This is a genomic window from Streptomyces sp. DvalAA-43 (assembly GCF_900091725.1).
Taxonomy (GTDB): Bacteria; Actinomycetota; Actinomycetes; order Streptomycetales; family Streptomycetaceae; genus Streptomyces; species Streptomyces pulveraceus.
The window spans coordinates 72,634-91,097 of sequence record NZ_FMBW01000044.1 but is presented as its reverse complement, the minus strand read 5'-3'; the positions used below and the strand labels follow the sequence as shown (position 1 = coordinate 91,097).

General features: G+C 70.7%; 14 protein-coding genes and 2 tRNA genes. 6 read left to right on the top strand and 10 right to left on the bottom strand.

All coding sequences use genetic code 11. The features are described 5' to 3' along the window. Positions 1-89 precede the first annotated feature (89 nt). The 3 genes from GA0115234_RS17160 (at position 90) to GA0115234_RS17150 (ending at position 3,544) form a co-directional block, all read left to right on the top strand. Positions 90-806 (top strand): response regulator transcription factor, encoded by a 717-nt coding sequence (locus tag GA0115234_RS17160; protein WP_161275608.1) that lies wholly within the window; start codon positions 90-92, stop codon positions 804-806. Between the two features lie 202 nt (positions 807-1,008). Then, positions 1,009-2,148, top strand: coding sequence for a non-hydrolyzing UDP-N-acetylglucosamine 2-epimerase (gene wecB, locus GA0115234_RS17155; protein ID WP_093542567.1), 1,140 nt, complete (start codon positions 1,009-1,011; stop codon positions 2,146-2,148). A 49-nt stretch (positions 2,149-2,197) separates the two neighbouring features. Further along, positions 2,198-3,544 carry a glycosyltransferase family 2 protein gene (locus GA0115234_RS17150; protein ID WP_093542565.1) on the top strand — a complete coding sequence of 449 codons (1,347 nt, stop codon included), beginning with the start codon at positions 2,198-2,200 and terminating at the stop codon, positions 3,542-3,544. A gap of 73 nt (positions 3,545-3,617) precedes the next feature. On the opposite strand, the gene GA0115234_RS17145 is transcribed toward GA0115234_RS17150, so the two are convergent. Then, a complete protein-coding gene (locus GA0115234_RS17145) occupies positions 3,618-6,239 on the bottom strand; it encodes a valine--tRNA ligase (RefSeq protein WP_093542564.1) in 2,622 nt (873 codons plus the stop codon). Positions 6,240-6,392: 153 nt separating this feature from the next. Here GA0115234_RS17145 and GA0115234_RS17140 point away from each other — a divergent pair, with 153 nt between their 5' ends. Further along, a complete protein-coding gene (locus GA0115234_RS17140; protein WP_093542562.1) occupies positions 6,393-7,436 on the top strand; it encodes a hypothetical protein in 1,044 nt (347 codons plus the stop codon). A 74-nt stretch (positions 7,437-7,510) separates the two neighbouring features. On the opposite strand, the gene clpX is transcribed toward GA0115234_RS17140, so the two are convergent. From clpX to GA0115234_RS17115, 5 genes are all read right to left on the bottom strand, one after another. Next, positions 7,511-8,809 (bottom strand): ATP-dependent Clp protease ATP-binding subunit ClpX, encoded by a 1,299-nt coding sequence (gene clpX, locus GA0115234_RS17135; protein ID WP_093542560.1) that lies wholly within the window; start codon positions 8,807-8,809, stop codon positions 7,511-7,513. Between the two features lie 157 nt (positions 8,810-8,966). Then, the gene (locus tag GA0115234_RS17130; protein WP_093542558.1) at positions 8,967-9,647 is read right to left on the bottom strand and encodes an ATP-dependent Clp protease proteolytic subunit; all 681 of its coding nucleotides are present in this window, start codon (positions 9,645-9,647) and stop codon (positions 8,967-8,969) included. A gap of 80 nt (positions 9,648-9,727) precedes the next feature. Beyond that, the gene (locus tag GA0115234_RS17125) at positions 9,728-10,333 is read right to left on the bottom strand and encodes an ATP-dependent Clp protease proteolytic subunit (RefSeq protein WP_176729207.1); all 606 of its coding nucleotides are present in this window, start codon (positions 10,331-10,333) and stop codon (positions 9,728-9,730) included. A gap of 265 nt (positions 10,334-10,598) precedes the next feature. Beyond that, positions 10,599-11,993, bottom strand: a complete 1,395-nt coding sequence (tig, locus tag GA0115234_RS17120) for a trigger factor (RefSeq protein ID WP_161275607.1) — start codon at positions 11,991-11,993, stop codon at positions 10,599-10,601. Positions 11,994-12,204: 211 nt separating this feature from the next. After that, positions 12,205-12,281: transfer RNA gene (locus tag GA0115234_RS17115), tRNA-Pro, on the bottom strand. Positions 12,282-12,446: 165 nt separating this feature from the next. Between GA0115234_RS17115 and GA0115234_RS17110 the strand changes: the two genes are divergently transcribed. Next, a tRNA-Gly gene (locus GA0115234_RS17110) sits at positions 12,447-12,520 on the top strand. 108 nt (positions 12,521-12,628) lie between these two features. On the opposite strand, the gene GA0115234_RS17105 is transcribed toward GA0115234_RS17110, so the two are convergent. Beyond that, the gene (locus tag GA0115234_RS17105) at positions 12,629-12,823 is read right to left on the bottom strand and encodes a hypothetical protein (RefSeq protein WP_093542552.1); all 195 of its coding nucleotides are present in this window, start codon (positions 12,821-12,823) and stop codon (positions 12,629-12,631) included. 480 nt (positions 12,824-13,303) lie between these two features. On the opposite strand from GA0115234_RS17105, the gene GA0115234_RS17100 reads away from it, so the two are divergent. Then, positions 13,304-14,455 carry an acyltransferase family protein gene (locus GA0115234_RS17100; protein ID WP_093542550.1) on the top strand — a complete coding sequence of 384 codons (1,152 nt, stop codon included), beginning with the start codon at positions 13,304-13,306 and terminating at the stop codon, positions 14,453-14,455. Between the two features lie 63 nt (positions 14,456-14,518). Here GA0115234_RS17100 and GA0115234_RS17095 read toward each other — a convergent pair whose 3' ends face one another. Genes GA0115234_RS17095 through GA0115234_RS17085 form a run of 3 tightly spaced genes read right to left on the bottom strand, consistent with a single transcriptional unit; the run spans position 14,519 to position 18,351 of the window. Continuing rightward, the gene (locus GA0115234_RS17095) at positions 14,519-15,025 is read right to left on the bottom strand and encodes an HD domain-containing protein (RefSeq protein ID WP_093542548.1); all 507 of its coding nucleotides are present in this window, start codon (positions 15,023-15,025) and stop codon (positions 14,519-14,521) included. Between the two features lie 9 nt (positions 15,026-15,034). Beyond that, positions 15,035-17,509 carry an ABC transporter permease gene (locus GA0115234_RS17090; protein ID WP_202553811.1) on the bottom strand — a complete coding sequence of 825 codons (2,475 nt, stop codon included), beginning with the start codon at positions 17,507-17,509 and terminating at the stop codon, positions 15,035-15,037. After that, entirely contained in the window at positions 17,509-18,351 is an 843-nt protein-coding gene (locus GA0115234_RS17085; RefSeq protein WP_093543344.1) for an ABC transporter ATP-binding protein, read from the bottom strand. The genes GA0115234_RS17090 and GA0115234_RS17085 overlap by 1 nt, the downstream gene beginning before the upstream one ends. Between the last annotated feature and the right edge of the window lie 113 nt (positions 18,352-18,464).

Below are 18,464 nucleotides of genomic sequence, written 5' to 3'. Positions count from 1 at the left end.
CGCACGCAGCGCCCGGGGGGCGGGGACGCATCACCCCGCGCCGGGACCGCTGTCGGCATGTCGCGCCGGGCGGGCGCATGGTGGGAGGTGTGCCCTCCCGTCCGCTGATCCTGATCGCCGCGCCCGACGGCCTGCACCCGGCACTCGCCCGGCTGACCTCCGGCCCGCAGTACCGGACGATGGTCGTCCACACGGGCGAGAACGTGCTGCGTGCCCTGTACGAGTACCGCCCGGACGGCCTGATCCTCAGCCTCCGGCTGCCCGGCCTCGATCCGTGGGAGGTGCTGAGCCGGGTGCGTGACATGAGCGATCTGCCGATCGCGGTGGTGGACCTGACGTACCGGGTGGCGGACGCCGCCCGCGCCCTGGAGGCCGGGGCCGACGACTATCTGACGGCCGAGCTGCCGGACCGGCTGCACCTGCCGTTGCTGCGGGCCCGGCTGCGGCGCGCCACCGACGCCCCGCCCGGAACCGCGCCCGTCGTCGAGGACGGGCTGCTCACCCTGGACCTGGGCACGCACGAGGCCGTCCTCTCGGGGCACCGGCTCGACCTCACCCCGATCGAGTTCGACGTGCTGCTGACGCTCGCCCGCCACCCCGGGCAGGTGCTCTCCGCGGACCGGCTGCTCCGGACGGTGTGGGACGTGCCGGCGGGCAGCGACGCCTCCCGGGTGAAGTACACGGTGCTGCGGCTGCGCCGGAAGATCGCCCGGACGACCGGTGCGCCGGCGCCCATCGAGACCGTACGGGGCGTGGGGTACCGCTATCCCCCGGCGGCCGGTCCGCAGCGGCCCGGTCAGGACTGAGGTCCGGCCGGGCCCCGGGCAGGAGGACCCGCCGTCCGGCGGCCCCCGCGGGTACAAGGTCCCGGACCCAGGTCCCCACCGGCGCGGACCGGCCTCGCCGCACCCCGGCTGCAACCCGCGTACACCCGTTCTGCCACCGCCGTCGTCCAGTCTGGGCCTCCCCCACCAGGCCGGGAACGGCGAGAAGGAACAGAGAACACCCATGCACAGCGCACTGCCCGCCCGTTCCGTCGCCGTGGTCCTGGGCACCCGGCCCGAGCTGGTGAAGCTGGCGCCCGTCATCCACCGGCTCGGCGACGCCACCCGGCTGATCCACACCGGCCAGCACTGGGACGACGCCATGTCGGGCCGCTTCCTCCAGGAGCTGGGGCTCCCCCGCCCCGAGGTGCTCGCCGAGGTCGGCGGCACCTCGCGGGCCGTGCAGATCGGCCGTTCGCTGGAGCAGCTGGACGCGCTGTTCACCGGGGACCGGCCCGCCGCCGTCGTCGTCCAGGGCGACACCAACGCCACCCTGGCGGGCGCCCTGGCCGCCAACGCGCGTGCCATCCCCCTCATCCACGTCGAGGCCGGACTGCGCAGCCACGACCCGGCGATGCCGGAGGAGCACAACCGGGTCCTCGTGGACGCGGTCTCCGACGTGCTCTGCGCGGCGACCCCCGAGAACCGGGCGAACCTGCTCGCCGAGGGCGTCGGCGCCGACCGGATCTCCGTCACCGGCAACACCGTCGTCGAGGCCGTCCGGCGCCATCTGCCCGACGACGGGCGGCGCTCCGCGCTGCTGGCCCGCCACGGGCTCGTCCCCGACCGCTACGTACTGGCCACCGTGCACCGCCCGGAGAACACCGACGGCCCGGCGACGCTGCGCACCGTCCTCACCGAGCTGGCCGCCCTCGCCACCGACGAGGTCCCGGTCCTGCTCCCCCTCCACCCGCGCACCCGCGCCCGCGTCGAGGCGGAGCGGCTGGACGGGCTGCTGGCCGGAATCCGGGTCCTGGAGCCGCTCGGCTACGGGGACTTCCTGGCGCTGGCCCGCCACGCCGCGCTGCTGGTCTCCGACTCGGGCGGCATCCAGGAGGAGTGCACGGTGCTGGGCCGCCCGCTGATCGTGGTCCGCCGCTCCACCGAGCGTCCCGAGGCGATGGCCCACTTCGCCGCCCTCGTGTCCCCCGGCCCGGAGCTCGGCCGGCTGGCGCGGCTGCGGCTCGCGGAGGGCGACCGGGGGCTGCGACGGCTGGCCGGGCTGCCCAGCCCGTACGGCGACGGCCGCGCCGCCGAGCGGATCGCCCGGCTCGTCGCCACGGCCGCCGGGTCCGCCCGGTCCGCCACGGCGCTCGCCGCCTGATCCGCCTTCCCGCCGTCGTACTTCCCGCCGTCGCAAGGAGGCAGCCCCAGTGCTCGTCGTCTACCCCTTCGCCCTCCTGCTGGGCTTCCTGCTCTACTGGGCCGGGGCCCGCTGGGCGTACCTGCGGCGTCCCCCGGTCGTGCCGGGCGACGCCGCCCTGCTCGACTGGCACTTCTTCGTGCCGTGCCGGGACGAGGAGGCGGTCGTCGGTACGACCGTGGCCCGGCTGCGCGCCGACTTCCCGGCGGCGGCCGTCTGGGTGATCGACGACGACAGCGAGGACCGCACGGGCGCCGTCGTCGCGGCGCTCGCCGACGACGACCCGCGGGTGCATCTGGTCCGGCGCCGCCGTCCGGACGCCAGGACCGGGAAGGGCGCCGCGCTCAACGCCGCGTACGACCGCCTCGGGGCGTTCCTGCCGGAGGGCACCGACCGTTCGGGGGTGGTCGTCTGTGTCGTGGACGCGGACGGGCAGCTCGACCCGCGCGCCCTGGAGCTGGTGTCGGGCCCGGCCGCGTTCGGCGATCCGGATGTCGGCGGGGTGCAGATCGGGGTACGGATGCGCAACGCGGCGGACCGGCGCCCCTTCCCGGAGCGCGGGCGCCTGGTGAACGCCGCGGCCCGGGTCCTGGTGCGGGTGCAGGACATGGAGTTCGCGGTCTCCAACGCCGGTATGCAGCTGCTGCGCAACCGCACGGGCTCCACCGGCCTCGGCGGCAACGGCCAGTTCACCCGGCTCAGCGCGCTGGACCGGATCGGCGAGGCCGAACGCCGCCCGTGGCGGCAGGGGGCACTCCTGGAGGACTACGAGCTGGGCCTCCACATGCTGCTGGCCGGCTACCGCACCACGCATGTCGCCGACACCTGGGTCTCCCAGGAGGCGCTGCCCAGCGCCCGCCGGCTGCTGACCCAGCGCACCCGCTGGGCGCAGGGCAACCTGCAGTGCGTGCGCTACGCGCCCCGGATCGTCTCGTCCCGGCACATCCCGGGACGCGGGGTGCTGGAGACCCTCTACACCTTCGTCCAGCCGTTGGCCCATCTGGTGACCCTGGCGCTGACCGTGCTCGTCCTCGGGGCGCTCGCCGTCGGTGCGGTCCGGGGGCAGGGCTCGGACGCGGCGGCCCTGCTGGACCAGTGGCCGCTGATGCTGGTGCTGGCCGTGGTGTCGATCGCACCGTTCGTGCTGTGGGGTCCGGTCTACCGCCGGGACCACGCCCCCGACGCCTCGTTCGCGAGGTCGCTGCTGTGGGGTCTGGCGCTGTGGCTGTACGCGTACCACCTGTTCATCGTCTCGGCGCGGGCCTTCGCGCGCATGCTGCGCGGCCGCAACGGCTGGGCGAAGACCCGGCGCAACGCGGAGCCGGTGACCGCGGGCCCGGTGGCGCTGGAGTCCTGACCCGTACGCGGAAACGGGCGAAGCCCCCGCACCCCTGGTCGGTCAGGGGTACGGGGGCTCCGTGCTCAGGTGATCAGCTCTGCGGCAGGTTCGCCAGCTGACCGGAGATCCGCTCGATGTCGGCCTCGGCCTTGGCGAGCCGGCCGCGGATCTTGTCGACCACGTTGTCCGGGGCCTTGCCGAGGAACGCCTCGTTGGAGAGCTTGCCGACCGCCTGGGCCTTCTCCTTCTCCGCGGCGCCCAGGTCCTTCGTCAGGCGCTTGCGCTCGGCCTCGACGTCGATGGTGCCGGAGAGGTCGAGGGCGACCGTGGCCCCCGCGACGGGCAGCGACGCGGTGGCGTGGAAGCCCTCCTCGGCGGGCTGGAGCCGCAGCAGCTGGCGGATGGCCGCCTCGTGCGGGGCGAGCGGCGTGCCGGTCAGGGTGAGCTGGGCCGGGACCTTCTGGCCGGGCTGCAGACCCTGGTCGGAGCGGAACCGGCGGACCTCGGTGACGACCTGCTGGACGAGCTCGATCTCCCGCTCGGCCGCGTCGTCGCGGAAGCCGGAGTCCTTCGGCCAGTCGGCGATGACGACGGACTCCCGGCCGGTGAGGGCCGTCCAGAGCGTCTCCGTGACGAACGGGACGACCGGGTGGAGCAGCCGCAGCATCACGTCGAGGACCTCGCCCAGGACCCGGCCCGAGACCTCGGCCGGGCGGCCGCCGCCGAAGAACGTGGTCTTGGACAGCTCGACGTACCAGTCGAAGACCTCGTCCCAGGCGAAGTGCCGCAGCGCCTCGCTGAGCTTGGAGAACTGGAAGTCGTCGTAGTACGCGTCGACTTCGGCGACGGTCTTGTTGAGGCGGGACAGGATCCAGCGGTCGGTCACCGACATCTCGTCGGCGGACGGCAGCTCGCCCTCGATCGTCGCGCCGTTCATCAGGGCGAAACGGGTGGCGTTCCAGATCTTGTTGGAGAACTTGGCGGAGCCCTGGACCCACTCCTCGCCGATCGGGACGTCGACGCCGGGGTTGGCACCGCGCGCCAGGGTGAAGCGGAGCGCGTCGGAGCCGTACTTGTCCATCCAGTCCAGCGGGTTGACGACATTGCCGAAGGACTTCGACATCTTCTTGCCGTGCTCGTCGCGGACCATGCCGTGCAGGACGATCGTCTCGAAGGGCGGGACGCCGTCGTTGACGTACAGGCCGAACATCATCATCCGGGCGACCCAGAAGAAGAGGATGTCGTAGCCGGTGACCAGGACGGAGTTCGGGTAGAACTTCGCGAGGCTGTCGGTCTGTTCGGGCCAGCCGAGCGTGGAGAACGGCCACAGGCCGGAGGAGAACCAGGTGTCCAGGACGTCGCTGTCCTGCGTCCAGCCCTCGCCGGTGGGGGCCTCGTCGTCCGGTCCGACGCAGACGACCTCGCCGTTCGGGCCGTACCAGACGGGGATGCGGTGGCCCCACCAGAGCTGGCGCGAGATCGTCCAGTCGTGGAGGTTGTCGACCCAGTCGAAGTACCGCTTCTCCATCTCCTGGGGGTGGATCTTGACCTTGCCGTCGCGGACGGCGTCACCGGCCGCCTTGGCGAGCGGGGCGACCTTGACCCACCACTGGAGGGAGAGGCGCGGCTCGATGGTGGTCTTGCAGCGCGAGCAGTGACCGACGGAGTGGACGTACGGACGTTTCTCGGCGACGATCCGGCCCTCGGCGCGCAGGGCGGCGACGATCGCGGAACGGGCCTCCAGCCGGTCCAGCCCCTCGAACGGGCCGGGGACGGTGATGACCGCGCGCTCGTCCATGACCGTGAGGAACGGCAGGTCGTGGCGCTTGCCGATCTCGAAGTCGTTGGGGTCGTGGGCGGGCGTGACCTTCACGGCGCCGGTGCCGAACTCCGGGTCGACGTGGTGGTCGGCGACGACGGGAATCGTGCGGTCGGTCAGCGGCAGCTTGATCTGCCGGCCGACGAGGTGCCGGTAGCGCTCGTCGTCGGGGTGGACGGCGACGGCCGTGTCACCGAGCATCGTCTCGGCGCGGGTCGTCGCGACGACGATGGTCTCGTCGCCCTCCCCGTACGTCATGGAGACGAGCTCGCCGTCGTCGTCCTGGTACTCGACCTCGATGTCCGAGATCGCGGTCAGACAGCGCGGGCACCAGTTGATGATGCGCTCGGCGCGGTAGATCAGACCGTCGTCGTACATCCGCTTGAAGATGGTCTGGACGGCGGTGGACAGGCCCTCGTCCATGGTGAAGCGCTCACGGGACCAGGCGACGCCCTCGCCGAGCCGGCGCATCTGGCCGGAGATCTGGCCGCCGGACTCGTTCTTCCACTTCCAGACGCGCTCGACGAAGGCCTCGCGGCCCAGGTCGTGGCGGGACTTGCCCTCCTTGCCGAGCTCGCGCTCGACGACGTTCTGGGTGGCGATGCCGGCGTGGTCCATGCCGGGCTGGTAGAGCGCCTCGAAGCCCTGCATGCGCTTGCGGCGGACCAGGGCGTCGATCAGCGTGTGCTCGAAGGCGTGCCCGAGGTGCAGGCTGCCCGTGACGTTCGGCGGCGGGATGACGATGGAGTACGGCGGCTTCTCGCTGTGCTCGTCGGCCTCGAAGTAACCCCGCTCTACCCAGCGCTCATACAGCTTCCCCTCTACCTCGGCCGGTGTGTACTGGGTCGGCAGTTCGGGGTTGCTGGCTGGCGTCTGCTGAGAGTTCTCGGTCACGGGGGACAGTTTAGGGCCGTCACAGTCGTGCGCTGAAACGGGATTGTTCGGTAACGGTGTGCCTCCCGGTGCTCCACGCGGGTGGACCTTCCGCCAGGATGTTCGGAACGCATAAGCATTCCGATGAGCTTTTCCGAACAGGGGACACCGCAGATGAGCTACAACCAGCCGGGCCCGTACGGCGGCCAGCCGCCCCAGGGCCAGCCCGGACCCTACGGTGGCCCGCCCCAGGGCCAGCCGCCGTACGGCCAGCAGCCCCAGGGCCAGCCCGGACCGTACGGCCAGCAGCCGGGCCCGTACGGTCAGCAGCCCCCGCAGGGCCAGCCCGGTTACGGCTACCCCCAGCAGGCCCCCCAGGGTGTCCCGCCCCAGCAGCAGCCCCAGCCGGGCTACGGCTACCCCCAGGCCCAGCAGCCCGGCCCGTACGGCCAGCAGCCCCCCACTCCCCCGTACGGCGGCCAGCCGCCCTACGGCGCGATGCCCCCGGCCGAGCCGAAGAAGAAGACCGGCCTGATCATCGGCGGCGTCATCGTGGCGCTGGCGGTCATCGGGGGCGGGGTGTACTTCCTGACCTCGGGCGGTGCCAGCAACAGCGACGTGGCGGACTCCACCAAGGGGTACAAGCTGACGCCGGCTGCGACGCTGGACGGCTACAAGAAGAACAGCACCGCGGCGCAGGAACCGTCCGGTCCGGCGACCGGCTCGCAGAAGACGCAGCTCGAAGGGCTCGGCTTCAAGAACCCCCAGCAGGCGGGGGCCTCTTACATGTCGGGTTCCCAGGAGAACCAGCTCAGCATGAAGACCGTGACCCTCCAGGGCTTCTGGGGCGAGGTCACCGATCCCGCGAAGATCATCGACAGCTCCTTCTCGGACACCGAGAAGAACATGAAGAAGTCCAACGAAGGCGTGGACTACTCCCTCGTGGGCAGCCCCAAGGCGGTGAAGCCGGCCGGGTTCGACGGAGCACTGATGAAGTGCCAGGACATCAAGGCCGTCAACAGCAAGGGCGACGGAAACGTGCAGGGGGCGGGGCCCAAGGAATTCACCGCGCCCATCTGCGTGTGGGCCGACTACAGCACGGTCGGCGTGGTCATCGGTATCGACCTCGGTCAGGCCATGGCCGGCAAGGGCATGCCCCAGGACGATGTGGCCGCCCTGGCCGCCAAGCTCTACAACACCTCCCGCACCAAGATCTGACCGCACCGCAACACGGAAGGGGCGCCCGCCAGTTCACCTGGCCGGGCGCCCCTTCCGTCTGTGTGCGTCTGCCGCTACGCGGACTTCTCGTGCCGCCCGCCGTCGCCCTTGCCGATCGTCCGCGGCTCGCGCGGGACCAGCGTCGGGTTCACGTTGTTGCGGACGACGTCCGCCGTGATGACGACGCGGGCGACGTCCTTGCGGGACGGCACCTCGTACATCACGGACTGGAGGACCTCTTCCATGATGGCCCGCAGGCCACGCGCGCCGGTGCCGCGCAGGATCGCCTGGTCGGCGATGGCCTCCAGGGCCGGGCGGTCGAAGTCCAGCTCGACGCCGTCGAGTTCGAACAGGCGCTGGTACTGCTTCACCAGCGCGTTGCGCGGCTCGATGAGGATCTGGAGCAGCGCCTCGCGGTCCAGGTTGTGGACCGAGGTGAGGACGGGCAGCCGGCCGATGAACTCCGGGATCATCCCGAACTTCACCAGGTCCTCCGGCATGACCTCCTGGAACTGGTCGCTCGCCTCGATCTCCCGCTTGGAACGGATCGTGGCGCCGAAGCCGATGCCCTTGGCACCCGCCCGGGACTCGATGATCCGCTCCAGACCGGAGAAGGCACCGCCCACGATGAACAGCACGTTCGTCGTGTCGATCTGGATGAACTCCTGGTGCGGGTGCTTCCGGCCGCCCTGCGGCGGTACGGAGGCGGTGGTGCCCTCCAGGATCTTCAGCAGGGCCTGCTGGACGCCCTCGCCGGAGACATCGCGGGTGATCGACGGGTTCTCGCTCTTGCGGGCGACCTTGTCGATCTCGTCGATGTAGATGATCCCGGTCTCGGCCTTCTTGACGTCGTAGTCCGCGGCCTGGATCAGCTTCAGCAGGATGTTCTCGACGTCCTCGCCGACATAGCCGGCCTCCGTCAGCGCCGTCGCGTCGGCGATGGCGAACGGGACGTTGAGCATGCGGGCCAGCGTCTGCGCGAGCAGCGTCTTGCCGGAGCCCGTGGGGCCCAGCAGCAGGATGTTGGACTTGGCCAGCTCGATGGCGTCGTCCCGGCCCTGGGCGCCGCCGTTCTCACCCGCCTGGACCCGCTTGTAGTGGTTGTACACAGCGACCGAGAGGGCCTTCTTCGCGGGCTCCTGCCCGACGACGTACCCCTCGAGGAACTCGTAGATCTCGCGCGGCTTGGGGAGTTCCTCCCACCGCACCTCGGAGGTCTCGGCGAGCTCCTCCTCGATGATCTCGTTGCAGAGATCGATGCACTCGTCGCAGATGTACACACCGGGTCCCGCGATGAGCTTCTTCACCTGCTTCTGGCTCTTTCCGCAGAACGAGCACTTGAGCAGGTCGCCGCCATCACCGATGCGTGCCACGAGGTGCTTCCCCTTCGCCTGGGAGCAGCTTGGTTCAGCGGCTCCTGGTGCCTCTATCCGACGGTACCTTGCCTTGGCCCCCGTTCGGGCCCCCCTTGGCACGGTTCACACCGCCGATGCGGTGCGAACCCGCCGTGCCAAGGGGCGAAGGCCGACGTCAGGCGGCCGTGGCCGCCTGCTTGCGGGTCGACACGATCTGGTCGACGAGACCGTAGGCGAGGGCGTCCTCGGCGGTCAGGATCTTGTCGCGCTCGATGTCGTCGCGGATCTTCTCGATCGGCGTGGTGGAGTGCTTGGCCAGCATCTCCTCCAGCTGGGTGCGCATCCGCAGGATCTCGTTGGCCGCGATCTCCAGGTCGGAGAGCTGCTCACGGCCGGTCTGCGAGGACGGCTGGTGGATCAGCACCCGGGCGTTGGGCAGCGCCATCCGCTTGCCGGGCGTACCGGCGGCGAGCAGCACGGCCGCGGCGGAGGCCGCCTGGCCCATGCAGACCGTCTGGATGTCCGGCTTCACGAACTGCATCGTGTCGTAGATCGCGGTGAGCGCGGTGAACGAGCCGCCGGGGCTGTTGATGTAGATCGAGATGTCCCGGTCCGGGTCCATCGACTCCAGGCACAGCAGCTGCGCCATGACGTCGTTGGCGGAGGCGTCGTCGATCTGTACGCCGAGGAAGATCACGCGCTCCTCGAAGAGCTTCGCGTACGGGTCGTACTCACGCACGCCCTGCGAGGTGCGCTCCACGAAGCGCGGCACGATGTAGCGGTTGTCCACCTGCGGGCCGGTGTAGAGGCCGCTCGCGGAGGCGCCGGAGAAGTTGTTCATATGGGTGTTCACCATCCTGGTGGCGTTCTGTGGCTGGGTGTCTCGGCGTACGAGAGGTGCGCGGGGCGGTGGGGCCGGATCCGGTGGGTACCGGATCAGGCGCCGGTGCCGCCGCCGCCCGGAACGCCCGATGCGATCGTGATGATCTCGTCGATGAGGCCGTACTCCTTGGCCTCCTCCGCGGTGTACCAGCGGTCGCGGTCGCCGTCGCGGATGATCGTCTCGACGGTCTGGCCGGAGTGGCGGGCGGTGATCTCCGCCATCCGCTGCTTGGTGCGCAGCAGGTACTGGGCCTGGATCTTGATGTCCGAGGCCGTACCGCCGATGCCGGCCGAACCCTGGTGCATGAGGATGTCGGTGTTCGGGAGCGCGAAGCGCTTGCCCGCGGTGCCGCCGGTGAGCAGGAACTGGCCCATCGAGGCCGCCATGCCCATACCGATGGTGACCACGTCGTTCGGGATGTACTGCATGGTGTCGTAGACCGCCATGCCGGCCGTCACCGAGCCGCCGGGGCTGTTGATGTAGAGGTAGATGTCCTTGTCCGGCTCGGCGGCAAGGAGGAGCAGCTGCGCGGTGATCTTGTTGGCGATCTCATCGTCGACCTGCTGGCCGAGGAAGATGATGCGCTCGCCGAGCAGCCGGCTGTAGACCTGGTCACCGAGGCCTCCACCGAGGGACGGCTCTCCGGCGGCGTAGGGCATCAGATTCGTCACGTATCCACCTGCTCGTCTCTGACGGCTCCGGCCGTCTCAGCGTCTTCGTACCGGGTGGGCGGGGGCTCCCCTGCCCTTCCTATTCATGGACCCTAACGCGCAGGTAGGACAACGCCATCCCGCTTCCGCAACTGTTCGCTCGGAGCGCAAGCTCCGCAGTGGGCACAAGGGTTGTGGGGCACCGTACGCCATACGACGACGGGCTCCGGACGCAGCGGCGTCCGGAGCCCGTCGTTCGGGTTCAGCGCGAGGCTCAGGCCTCGTTCTTCTCCTCGGCGGCCTCGGTGGTGCCCTCGGCGGCCTCTACGGCCTCGATGGCCTCCTCCGCCGCGTCCTCGTCGTCCTCCAGCTCGACGAGCTCACCCTTGGTGTCGACGACCTTGGCGGCCTCGACGACCACGGCCAGCGCCTTGCCGCGGGCGACCTCGCCGACGAGCATCGGCACCTGGCCGCCCTCGACGACGGCCTGGGCGAACTGGTCGGGGCTCATGCCGGAGGAAGCGGCGCGCCGCATGAGGTGCTCGGTGAGCTCCTCCTGGTTGACGTTCAGCTTCTCCTTGTTGACGATCTCGTCCAGGATGAACTGGGTCTTGATGCCCTTGATCGCCTGCTCGGACGTCTCGGCGTCGAACTCCTCGGCCGTCTTGCCCTGGATCTCCAGGTACTTGTCGAGGGTCAGACCCATCTGGCCGAGCTGGTGGTGCTCCAGGTTGTGCTTGCGGGTCTGGACCTCGTCCGCGAGCAGCTTCTCCGGGATCGGGACCTCGGCGAGCTTGAGCAGCTCGTCCAGGACGCGCTCCTGGGCCTGGGTGGCCTGGTCGTACTGCTTGGTGTTCTCGAGGCGCTTGCGGCTGTCCGCCTTCAGCTCGTCGAGGGTGTCGAACTCGCTCGCCATCTGGGCGAACTCGTCGTCCAGCTCGGGGAGCTCACGGGCGGCGACGGTGGCGACCTTGACGGTGACCTCCGCTTCCTTGCCCTCGGCGGAGCCGCCCTTCAGCTCGGAGGTGAAGGTGGCCTCGCCACCCGCCTCCAGGCCGGTGACGGCGGCGTCGATGCCGTCGAGGAGCTCTCCGGAACCGATGGTGTACGAGACACCCTCGGCCACGCCGTCCTCCAGGACCTCGCCGTCGACCTTGGCCTCGAGGTCGATCGTCACGACGTCGCCCTCGGCGGCGGCGCGCTCGACCGGGTTGGTGGAGGCGAAGCGCTCGCGGAGCTGCTCCACGGCCTTCTCGACGTCCTCGTCGCTGACCTCGAGGGCGTCGACGGTGACCTCGATGCCGGAGTAGTCCGGGATCTCGATCTCGGGGCGTACGTCGACCTCGGCGGTGAAGGACAGCAGCTCGCCGTCCTTCAGCTCCGTGATGTCGACCTCCGGCTGGCCGAGGACGTTGAGCTCACCCTCGTTGACGGCCTCGGTGTAGAACTTCGGGAGCGCGTCGTTGACGGCCTCCTCCAGCACCGCACCGCGGCCGAAGCGCTGGTCGATGACCCGGGCAGGGATCTTGCCCTTGCGGAAGCCCTTCACCGTGACCTGCTGGTTGATCTTCTTGTACGCCGCGTCGAGGCTGTCCTTGAGCTCCTCGAAGGGCACCTCGATGCTGAGCCGAACCCGGGTCGGGTTCAGGGTCTCCACGGCGCTCTTCACGGTTCGGTCTCCTTGTGGCTGACTTCTTGGGGTTCTGCTCCGCCGCACGGGAGGCGGCTTCGCGGACCGAGCCCGGTACATCAGACACACGGGCACGCATTTTGCATAGTAACGGCAAGGAGTCGGACTCCCACAATGCGATCTTGCCCGTGGTCTGCGATCTTGCGGGTGGTCCCGGGATCCTGCTGGGGATGATCCCTGGTCTTGCCGGTGGTCGGGGTGGCCGGATTCGAACCGACGACCTTCCGCTCCCAAAGCGGACGCGCTACCAAGCTGCGCCACACCCCGTCGGTGCGACACGTAGGGTACATGCCGTCAGGCAGTGCACCGGCCGCTTTGCGCGGACGGCACCGAACGCGACACCGGTGGCCGCAATCGGGTGTGCGGGCAGCGCCCGTGACCCGCTACGATGCTTCACGTGCCGCCGGTCCCCCGGACCTGCGGTGCAGCTGTGCGGGCGTAGCTCAATGGTAGAGCCCTAGTCTTCCAAACTAGCTACGCGGGTTCGATTCCCGTCGCCCGCTCCATGCTTGGGCCCGGTCTCGGCGAATTACTCGCCGGACCGGGCCTTTTGCGTGCTGCCCGAGTGGTGCCGGGCCGCCCGCACCGGAGGGCGGGCGGCCGGATCGGCCAGGTCAGAAGGAGATCTGGTTGATGGTCTCGGCTATCGAGTTCATGAATCTGTTGATCGACGGCGCTATGCCGGTCGACGCCAGGAAGAAGCCGAAGAGCACCGCGACGATCGCCGGTCCGGGCTTGATGGAACCGCCCCGGATCAGGACCACCAGGATGATCGCCAACATCAGCACCACAGACAGTGAAATGGCCACGACTGATTCACACCCTTGGTCGGTCCGCCTTGCCGGCCCGGAGAGGTGCGGCCGAGCACTCCTCCGTCCCGTCCATCGTGCCACCAACTCCCCTGTGGTCGCTGCCAGGTGACGGATCGCACTGACGGGATCGCGCCATCCTTGCGCCCCGCGCGCGCCAGGGGCGCACAGCCGCACAGGGGGGTCGCACCGGGCCCGGCCGATGCCCCGCATATCTGTGAGCCGCCTGTGAATCATGAGACCGCAATGAATGTGCCAATGTGATGGTTTCCATATCCGCACACTTCATTCACATGCAATTCCAAGGTTAAGTGCGATGAAATTCACGCTCCACAACACCCTTCCGATATGCCCTATTTAAGGCGGATGAATCGGTGCATAGCGGGCGGTTGCCGGTGGTTTCGCTTTCGATTGGGCGGGAACACGCGATATCCCCGAGCCGTTTTACGAATTCCAATCGAGGCGTCTAAGGTGCATAAGATGTTCCACGCTCCGAACGTATTTCAGAGGGCCCCGATCCCAGCGGCGACCCGGGAGTCGGAGCCCAGACCCCGAGGGACGACCGCCACCGCGGCACCCCCCGCGACGGAGGTGAACCGGCCTCCGTCGGCCGCACCGGCGAAGCGGCGCGACGCCTACTTCGACAACGTCAAATATCTGGCCATCGTGCTCGTCGCGGTGGCGCACTCGTGGGAACCGGTGATGGACGGCAGCCGGACCGCCCGCGCGCTGTACATGGTGGCGTACACCTTTCACATGCCGGCGTTCATCATCGTCTCCGGCTACTTCTCCCGCTCGTTCGACATGTCCGCCGCCAAGGTGAAGCGCCTGATCACCGGCGTCGCCGTGCCCTACATCGTGTTCGAGACGGCGTATTCGCTGTTCAAGCGGTTCGCGGACGGATCGGGCGATACCTCGATCAGCCTGCTCGACCCCTGGTACCTCACCTGGTTCCTGGTCGCGCTGTTCGTCTGGCGGATCACCACACCGGTGTGGCAGTCGCTGCGCCATCCGCTGCCGGTCGCGCTCGTCGTCGCCGTGCTCGCCTCCCTCACCCCGTCGATCGGCGACGATCTCGATCTCCAGCGCGTTCTGCAGTTCCTGCCGTTCTTCGTGCTGGGGCTCCGGCTGAAGCCCGAGCACTTCGAGCTGGTGCGCCGGCGCGAGGTGCGGATGCTCGCGCTCCCGCTGTTCGCCGGGGCCCTGGCCTTCGCGTACTGGGCGGCGCCGCGGATGCAGCTGGGCTGGTTCTACCGCAGCAACAGCGCGCAGGAGATGGGCGCCCCGTGGTGGTCCGGTGCCGTGATGACGCTGGCGATGTTCGGCTGCGCGCTGCTGCTCACCATCGGCTTCCTGTCCTGGGTGCCGCGCCGCCACATGTGGTTCACGGTGCTCGGGGCCGGGACGATCTGCGGCTATCTGCTGCACGGCTTCCTGATCAAGGGAGCCGGGTACGCCGGGGTGTTCGACGTCTACGACTGGCTCTCGGCGCCCGCCGGACTGGTCCTCGTCTCCGTGGTCGCGGCCGTCGCGGTGACGCTGATGTGCACGCCGCCGGTGCGGCGGGTGCTGCGCCCGGTGACGGAGCCGGACATGGACTGGGCGTTCCGGCGGGACTCGGCCCGGCTCTGAGGCCGGGCGGGCGGGGATCAGTGCGTCGCTCCGGCGGATGGACCGGTCGCCCTGGCGGATGGATCAGTCCTTCGCCGTGTTGGCTTGAACCGATTGCTTGACGGGCGATTGCCCCGGGGTGAGTCCCAGCAACCTCCGTACCAGCGCATACTTCTCGGTCAGCCGGGTACGGGTCGCCGGTTCCAGCACGGCGAGGCGGGCCGGGTCCGCGTTGTGCGCCAGGTCGGACTCCTTGATCAGCAGGGCGCCCGGGGTGTCCAGGATGCGCCGGGTGTACGCACGGAGGTCCTCGCCGTCATGTTTGGTGACGGCGAGGACCATGTACTTCACCTGCTGCGGCAGCGCGGCCTCGGCCAGCCACCGCGCCGACAGCGCGTCGTCCTCGATCGCGTCGTGCAGCCAGGCCGCGGCGATCTGTTCGTCGCTGCCGCCCCTGGCCCGCACCCCTTCCGCGACGGCGGCGAGGTGTTCGGTGTAGGGGCGTCCCGCCTTGTCCCGCTGCTCGGCATGGGCCTCGCGGGCGATCGCCTCTACGTCGGCCAGGGTCAGGTGTGCGCGCGGTGCGGTCATGGACCGACTCTACGGACGGGCGGCCGTCGTGCGCAGGGCCGCACGGGCCGGGACCACCGCGGCGAGGAGGCCGAGCCCGATGGTCACGGCGACGAAGGTGCCGTACAGGAGCGGTGGGATGTACGGCGACTCGCCCGTCAGGCCCCTCATCATCGGGAAGAGCGTGGCCAGTGCGATGGCGGTGCCGAGCGCCGCGCCGGCCACCGTGACCAGCAGGGCCTCCCAGCGGATCATGCCCATGACCTGACGGCGGGTGGAGCCGACCAGGCGGAGCATGGTCAGTTCGCGGCGGCGGTCGAGGACGGTCATCACCAGGGTGTTGACGGCGGCGATCGCGGCGAACCCGCCGAGCACCGCGGCCATGACCGTGTTGGCCCAGGCGCTGAGTTCGCGGTCCTCGTCCTGCGCCGCGGCGTAGCCGGAGGCGTCGGTGACGGTGCCGAGCGCGCTGAGCTTCCCGGCGGCGGCGGGGGTGGCCCGTACCAGGATGTCGGCGGCGTACGGCGAGGTCATCCGGGACTTCAGGTCGGCCGCGGGGAGCGTGACCAGGCTGGTGCCGAGGCCTCGGCCGTAGACCGCGACGACCTTCGGGTTCGCCCGGGTGCCGTCCGGCAGCCGCAGGGCGAGCCGGTCGCCGGTGCGCAGGTCCGCCGTGTCGGCGAGCGTGGTGTCCACGGCGACGGTCCCGGGCCGCAGGGCGGCGAGGGAGCCGGTCCTGACGTCGAGGTCCTGGACCCTGGCGAGCTCCTTGCCGGAGCCGATGACGCCCTGCGCGGAGGCGCTCTGCGGCACCGGACCGTCGCCGCCGGGCACCAGGACGGAGGTGCGGATCAGCCCGACCGCGGTGGAGACGCCGGGGGTGGCCGCGGCCCGTTCGGTCGCGTCGGAGCCGAGTCCCGCCGGGGCGGTGACGATGTGGTCGGCGGTGATCGCGTCGCGCTGCTGGTGTGCGGTGACCCGCTCCTGGCTGGTCTGCATGAAGACCAGCGTCGACGAGAAGGCCATGGCGAGCACGATCGGGGTGATCGCGGAGGCCAGCCGTCGGGAGTTGGTACGGGAGTTGGCGGCGGCCAGCGAGCCGGACGCGCCGGCGGCGCGCAGCGGGATCCCGATGACGGTGGCGCAGATCCGGGCGATCACCGGGCCGAGCAGCCCGACCGCGAGCATGAAGAGCATGACGACGCCCATGGCCGCGTTCGCCGAGTCCCCGCCGGAGGTGGAGGCGGCGACGCCCGCGAGGGCCCCGCCGCCGACGAGGGCGGCGATGCCGAGCGGGGTGCGGATCACGCCGAACGGGGCGCGTTCCACGGCCGTCTGGGCGAGGGCGAGTCCCGGCTTCAGCTTGGCGGGGCGCCGGGCGGCGAGGTAGCCCGCGCCCAGCGCGGTGAGCATGGTGGTGCCGACCGCGATGGCCAGGGGCAGCCAGGAGATGCGCAGGGCGACGGAATCGAGGACGGCTCCCCGGTCCTGGAGCTGCCCGGACCACCACAGGGCCAGGGCGGTTCCGGGGAGGCAGCCGAGGGCTCCGGCGAGCGGGGCGACGAGCAGGGACTCCGTGGCGATGGTGCGGCGCAGCTGGCGCGGGGTGGCGCCGATGGCGCGCAGCAGGGCGAACTCGCGGCTGCGCTGGCCCACGGAGAGGGCGACCGTACCGGCGGCGGTGAAGACGGCGACCATGGTGGCGACGCCGCCGAAGGAGACGCCGAGGCCGAAGAGGATCTCCTTGGTGCTCGCGAGGGCCGGGGTCTCGACGGCGCCCCGGTCGTCGCCGGTGTGGACCTGGGCCGTGGCGGTGTGGCCGACGGCCGCGCGGACCTGGCCGGCGAGGCTGTCGGTGGCGGTGCCCCGGTCGGCGAGCACGGCGATGGCGTCGATCCGGCCGGGGTGGCCGGAGAGCTGTACGGCCTGCCGGTCGGTGAACCAGACGGTGGCGGCGGTGGCGGTGGTGCCCGAGACCCTGAACTCCCGTACGCCCGCGGGTGTGTCGAGGGCGATGCTGTCGCCGGTCCGGCTCCCGGTGCCTGCGGGGACGACGACTTCACCGGGCCCGGGTGCCTCGCCGGTGACCAGCCGGGTGCCGGTGAGGGCGGTGGAGCCCCAGCCGTGTGCGGTGAGGGGGGTGCCGTCGTGTCGTACGGAGTAGGTGACGTCCCCGATCGCGGTGGCCGCGCCGGGGGCGGAGGCGGCCCTGGCGACCAGGGATTCGGGCAGCCGCGCGGTGTCCGGGAGGAGTACGTCGGTCTCCTCGGTGCTGTCGCCGCTGCCGGTCCTCAGGTGGATCTTCTGGTCGGCGGCGACCACCACGGGGGCCTTCGCGTAACGGTCGGCGGGTACCGAGGCACGCAGGCTGGTCTCCGTCAGGATGCCGCAGGCGGAGACGATGGCCGCGGCCATCAGGAGCGCGACGAAGGTCCCGATGAACGACGAGGGCTTGAAGCGGACGGCCGCGCGGGCGAGGCCGTTCGGGGCGTGCGGGATGAACATCAGGCTGCTGCTCCTGCGTGGGCGGGGGCGGTCCGCGCGGTCAGTGCGGTCATCCGGGCGGCGATCTGCGCGGCGCCGGCGCGCGGGAGGCTGTCCGCGATCGCGCCGTCGGCGAGGAAGAGGACCTGGTCGGCGTAGGCGGCGGCCGCCGGGTCGTGGGTGACCATGACGACGGTGGCGCCGAGGCCGTCCACGGCGCTGCGGAGCAGGGTGAGGATCTCGGCGGCGGTGGTGGTGTCGAGGGCGCCGGTCGGCTCGTCGGCGAAGATCACGTCGGGCCGGGTGACCAGGGCGCGGGCGACGGCGACGCGCTGCTGCTGGCCGCCGGAGAGCTGGCCGGGGCGGCGGTCGCCCTTGTCGCCGAGGCCGACCCGGGTGAGCATCTCGGTGGCTTCGCGGCGGCTGCGGGCGGAGCCGGTGCGCTGTCCGGCCAGGCGCATGGGCAGGACGACGTTCTGTTCGACCGTCAGGGACGGCAGCAGGTTGAAGGCCTGGAAGACGAAGCCGAGGCGGGTGCGGCGCAGTTCGGTGAGCCGGTTCTCGCTCATGCCGGTGATCTCGGTGCCGCCGAGGCGTACGGAGCCCTCGGTGGGGCGGTCGAGTCCGGCCGCGCACTGGAGGAAGGTCGACTTGCCGGAGCCGGACGGTCCCATGACGGCGGTGAAGCTGGCGCGCGGGAGGGCGAGGTCGATGCCCCGCAGCGCGTGGACGGCGGAGCCGCCCCGGCCGTACTGCCTGCGGACGCCGCGCAGTTCGACGGCGAGGTCCGAGGGCCCGGATCCCTGGCGGGTGTCCGTGTACTGCTCGTCCCGCGCGCGCTGCCTGGTGCGTCGCAGCCCCATGATGTCCGCCTTCCGTTGCTCATCGGCCGCTTCTTCGACCACGACTCGAACCTACGGATCGGGGCGGGTGCGGAACATGGCGGCTGCTGGCGGATCGGGGGTGGGGAAAACCC

Coding starts and splice junctions, on each gene's coding strand:
- GA0115234_RS17095 (WP_093542548.1), bottom strand. CDS start 15,025: ATGACCGCACCGCGCGCACACCTGACCCTGGCCGACGTAGAGGCGATC.
- GA0115234_RS17125 (WP_176729207.1), bottom strand. CDS start 10,333: ATGCCCTACGCCGCCGGAGAGCCGTCCCTCGGTGGAGGCCTCGGTGAC.
- GA0115234_RS17140 (WP_093542562.1), top strand. CDS start 6,393: ATGAGCTACAACCAGCCGGGCCCGTACGGCGGCCAGCCGCCCCAGGGC.
- wecB (WP_093542567.1), top strand. CDS start 1,009: ATGCACAGCGCACTGCCCGCCCGTTCCGTCGCCGTGGTCCTGGGCACC.
- GA0115234_RS17085 (WP_093543344.1), bottom strand. CDS start 18,351: ATGGGGCTGCGACGCACCAGGCAGCGCGCGCGGGACGAGCAGTACACG.
- GA0115234_RS17100 (WP_093542550.1), top strand. CDS start 13,304: ATGTTCCACGCTCCGAACGTATTTCAGAGGGCCCCGATCCCAGCGGCG.
- GA0115234_RS17130 (WP_093542558.1), bottom strand. CDS start 9,647: ATGGTGAACACCCATATGAACAACTTCTCCGGCGCCTCCGCGAGCGGC.
- GA0115234_RS17090 (WP_202553811.1), bottom strand. CDS start 17,509: ATGTTCATCCCGCACGCCCCGAACGGCCTCGCCCGCGCGGCCGTCCGC.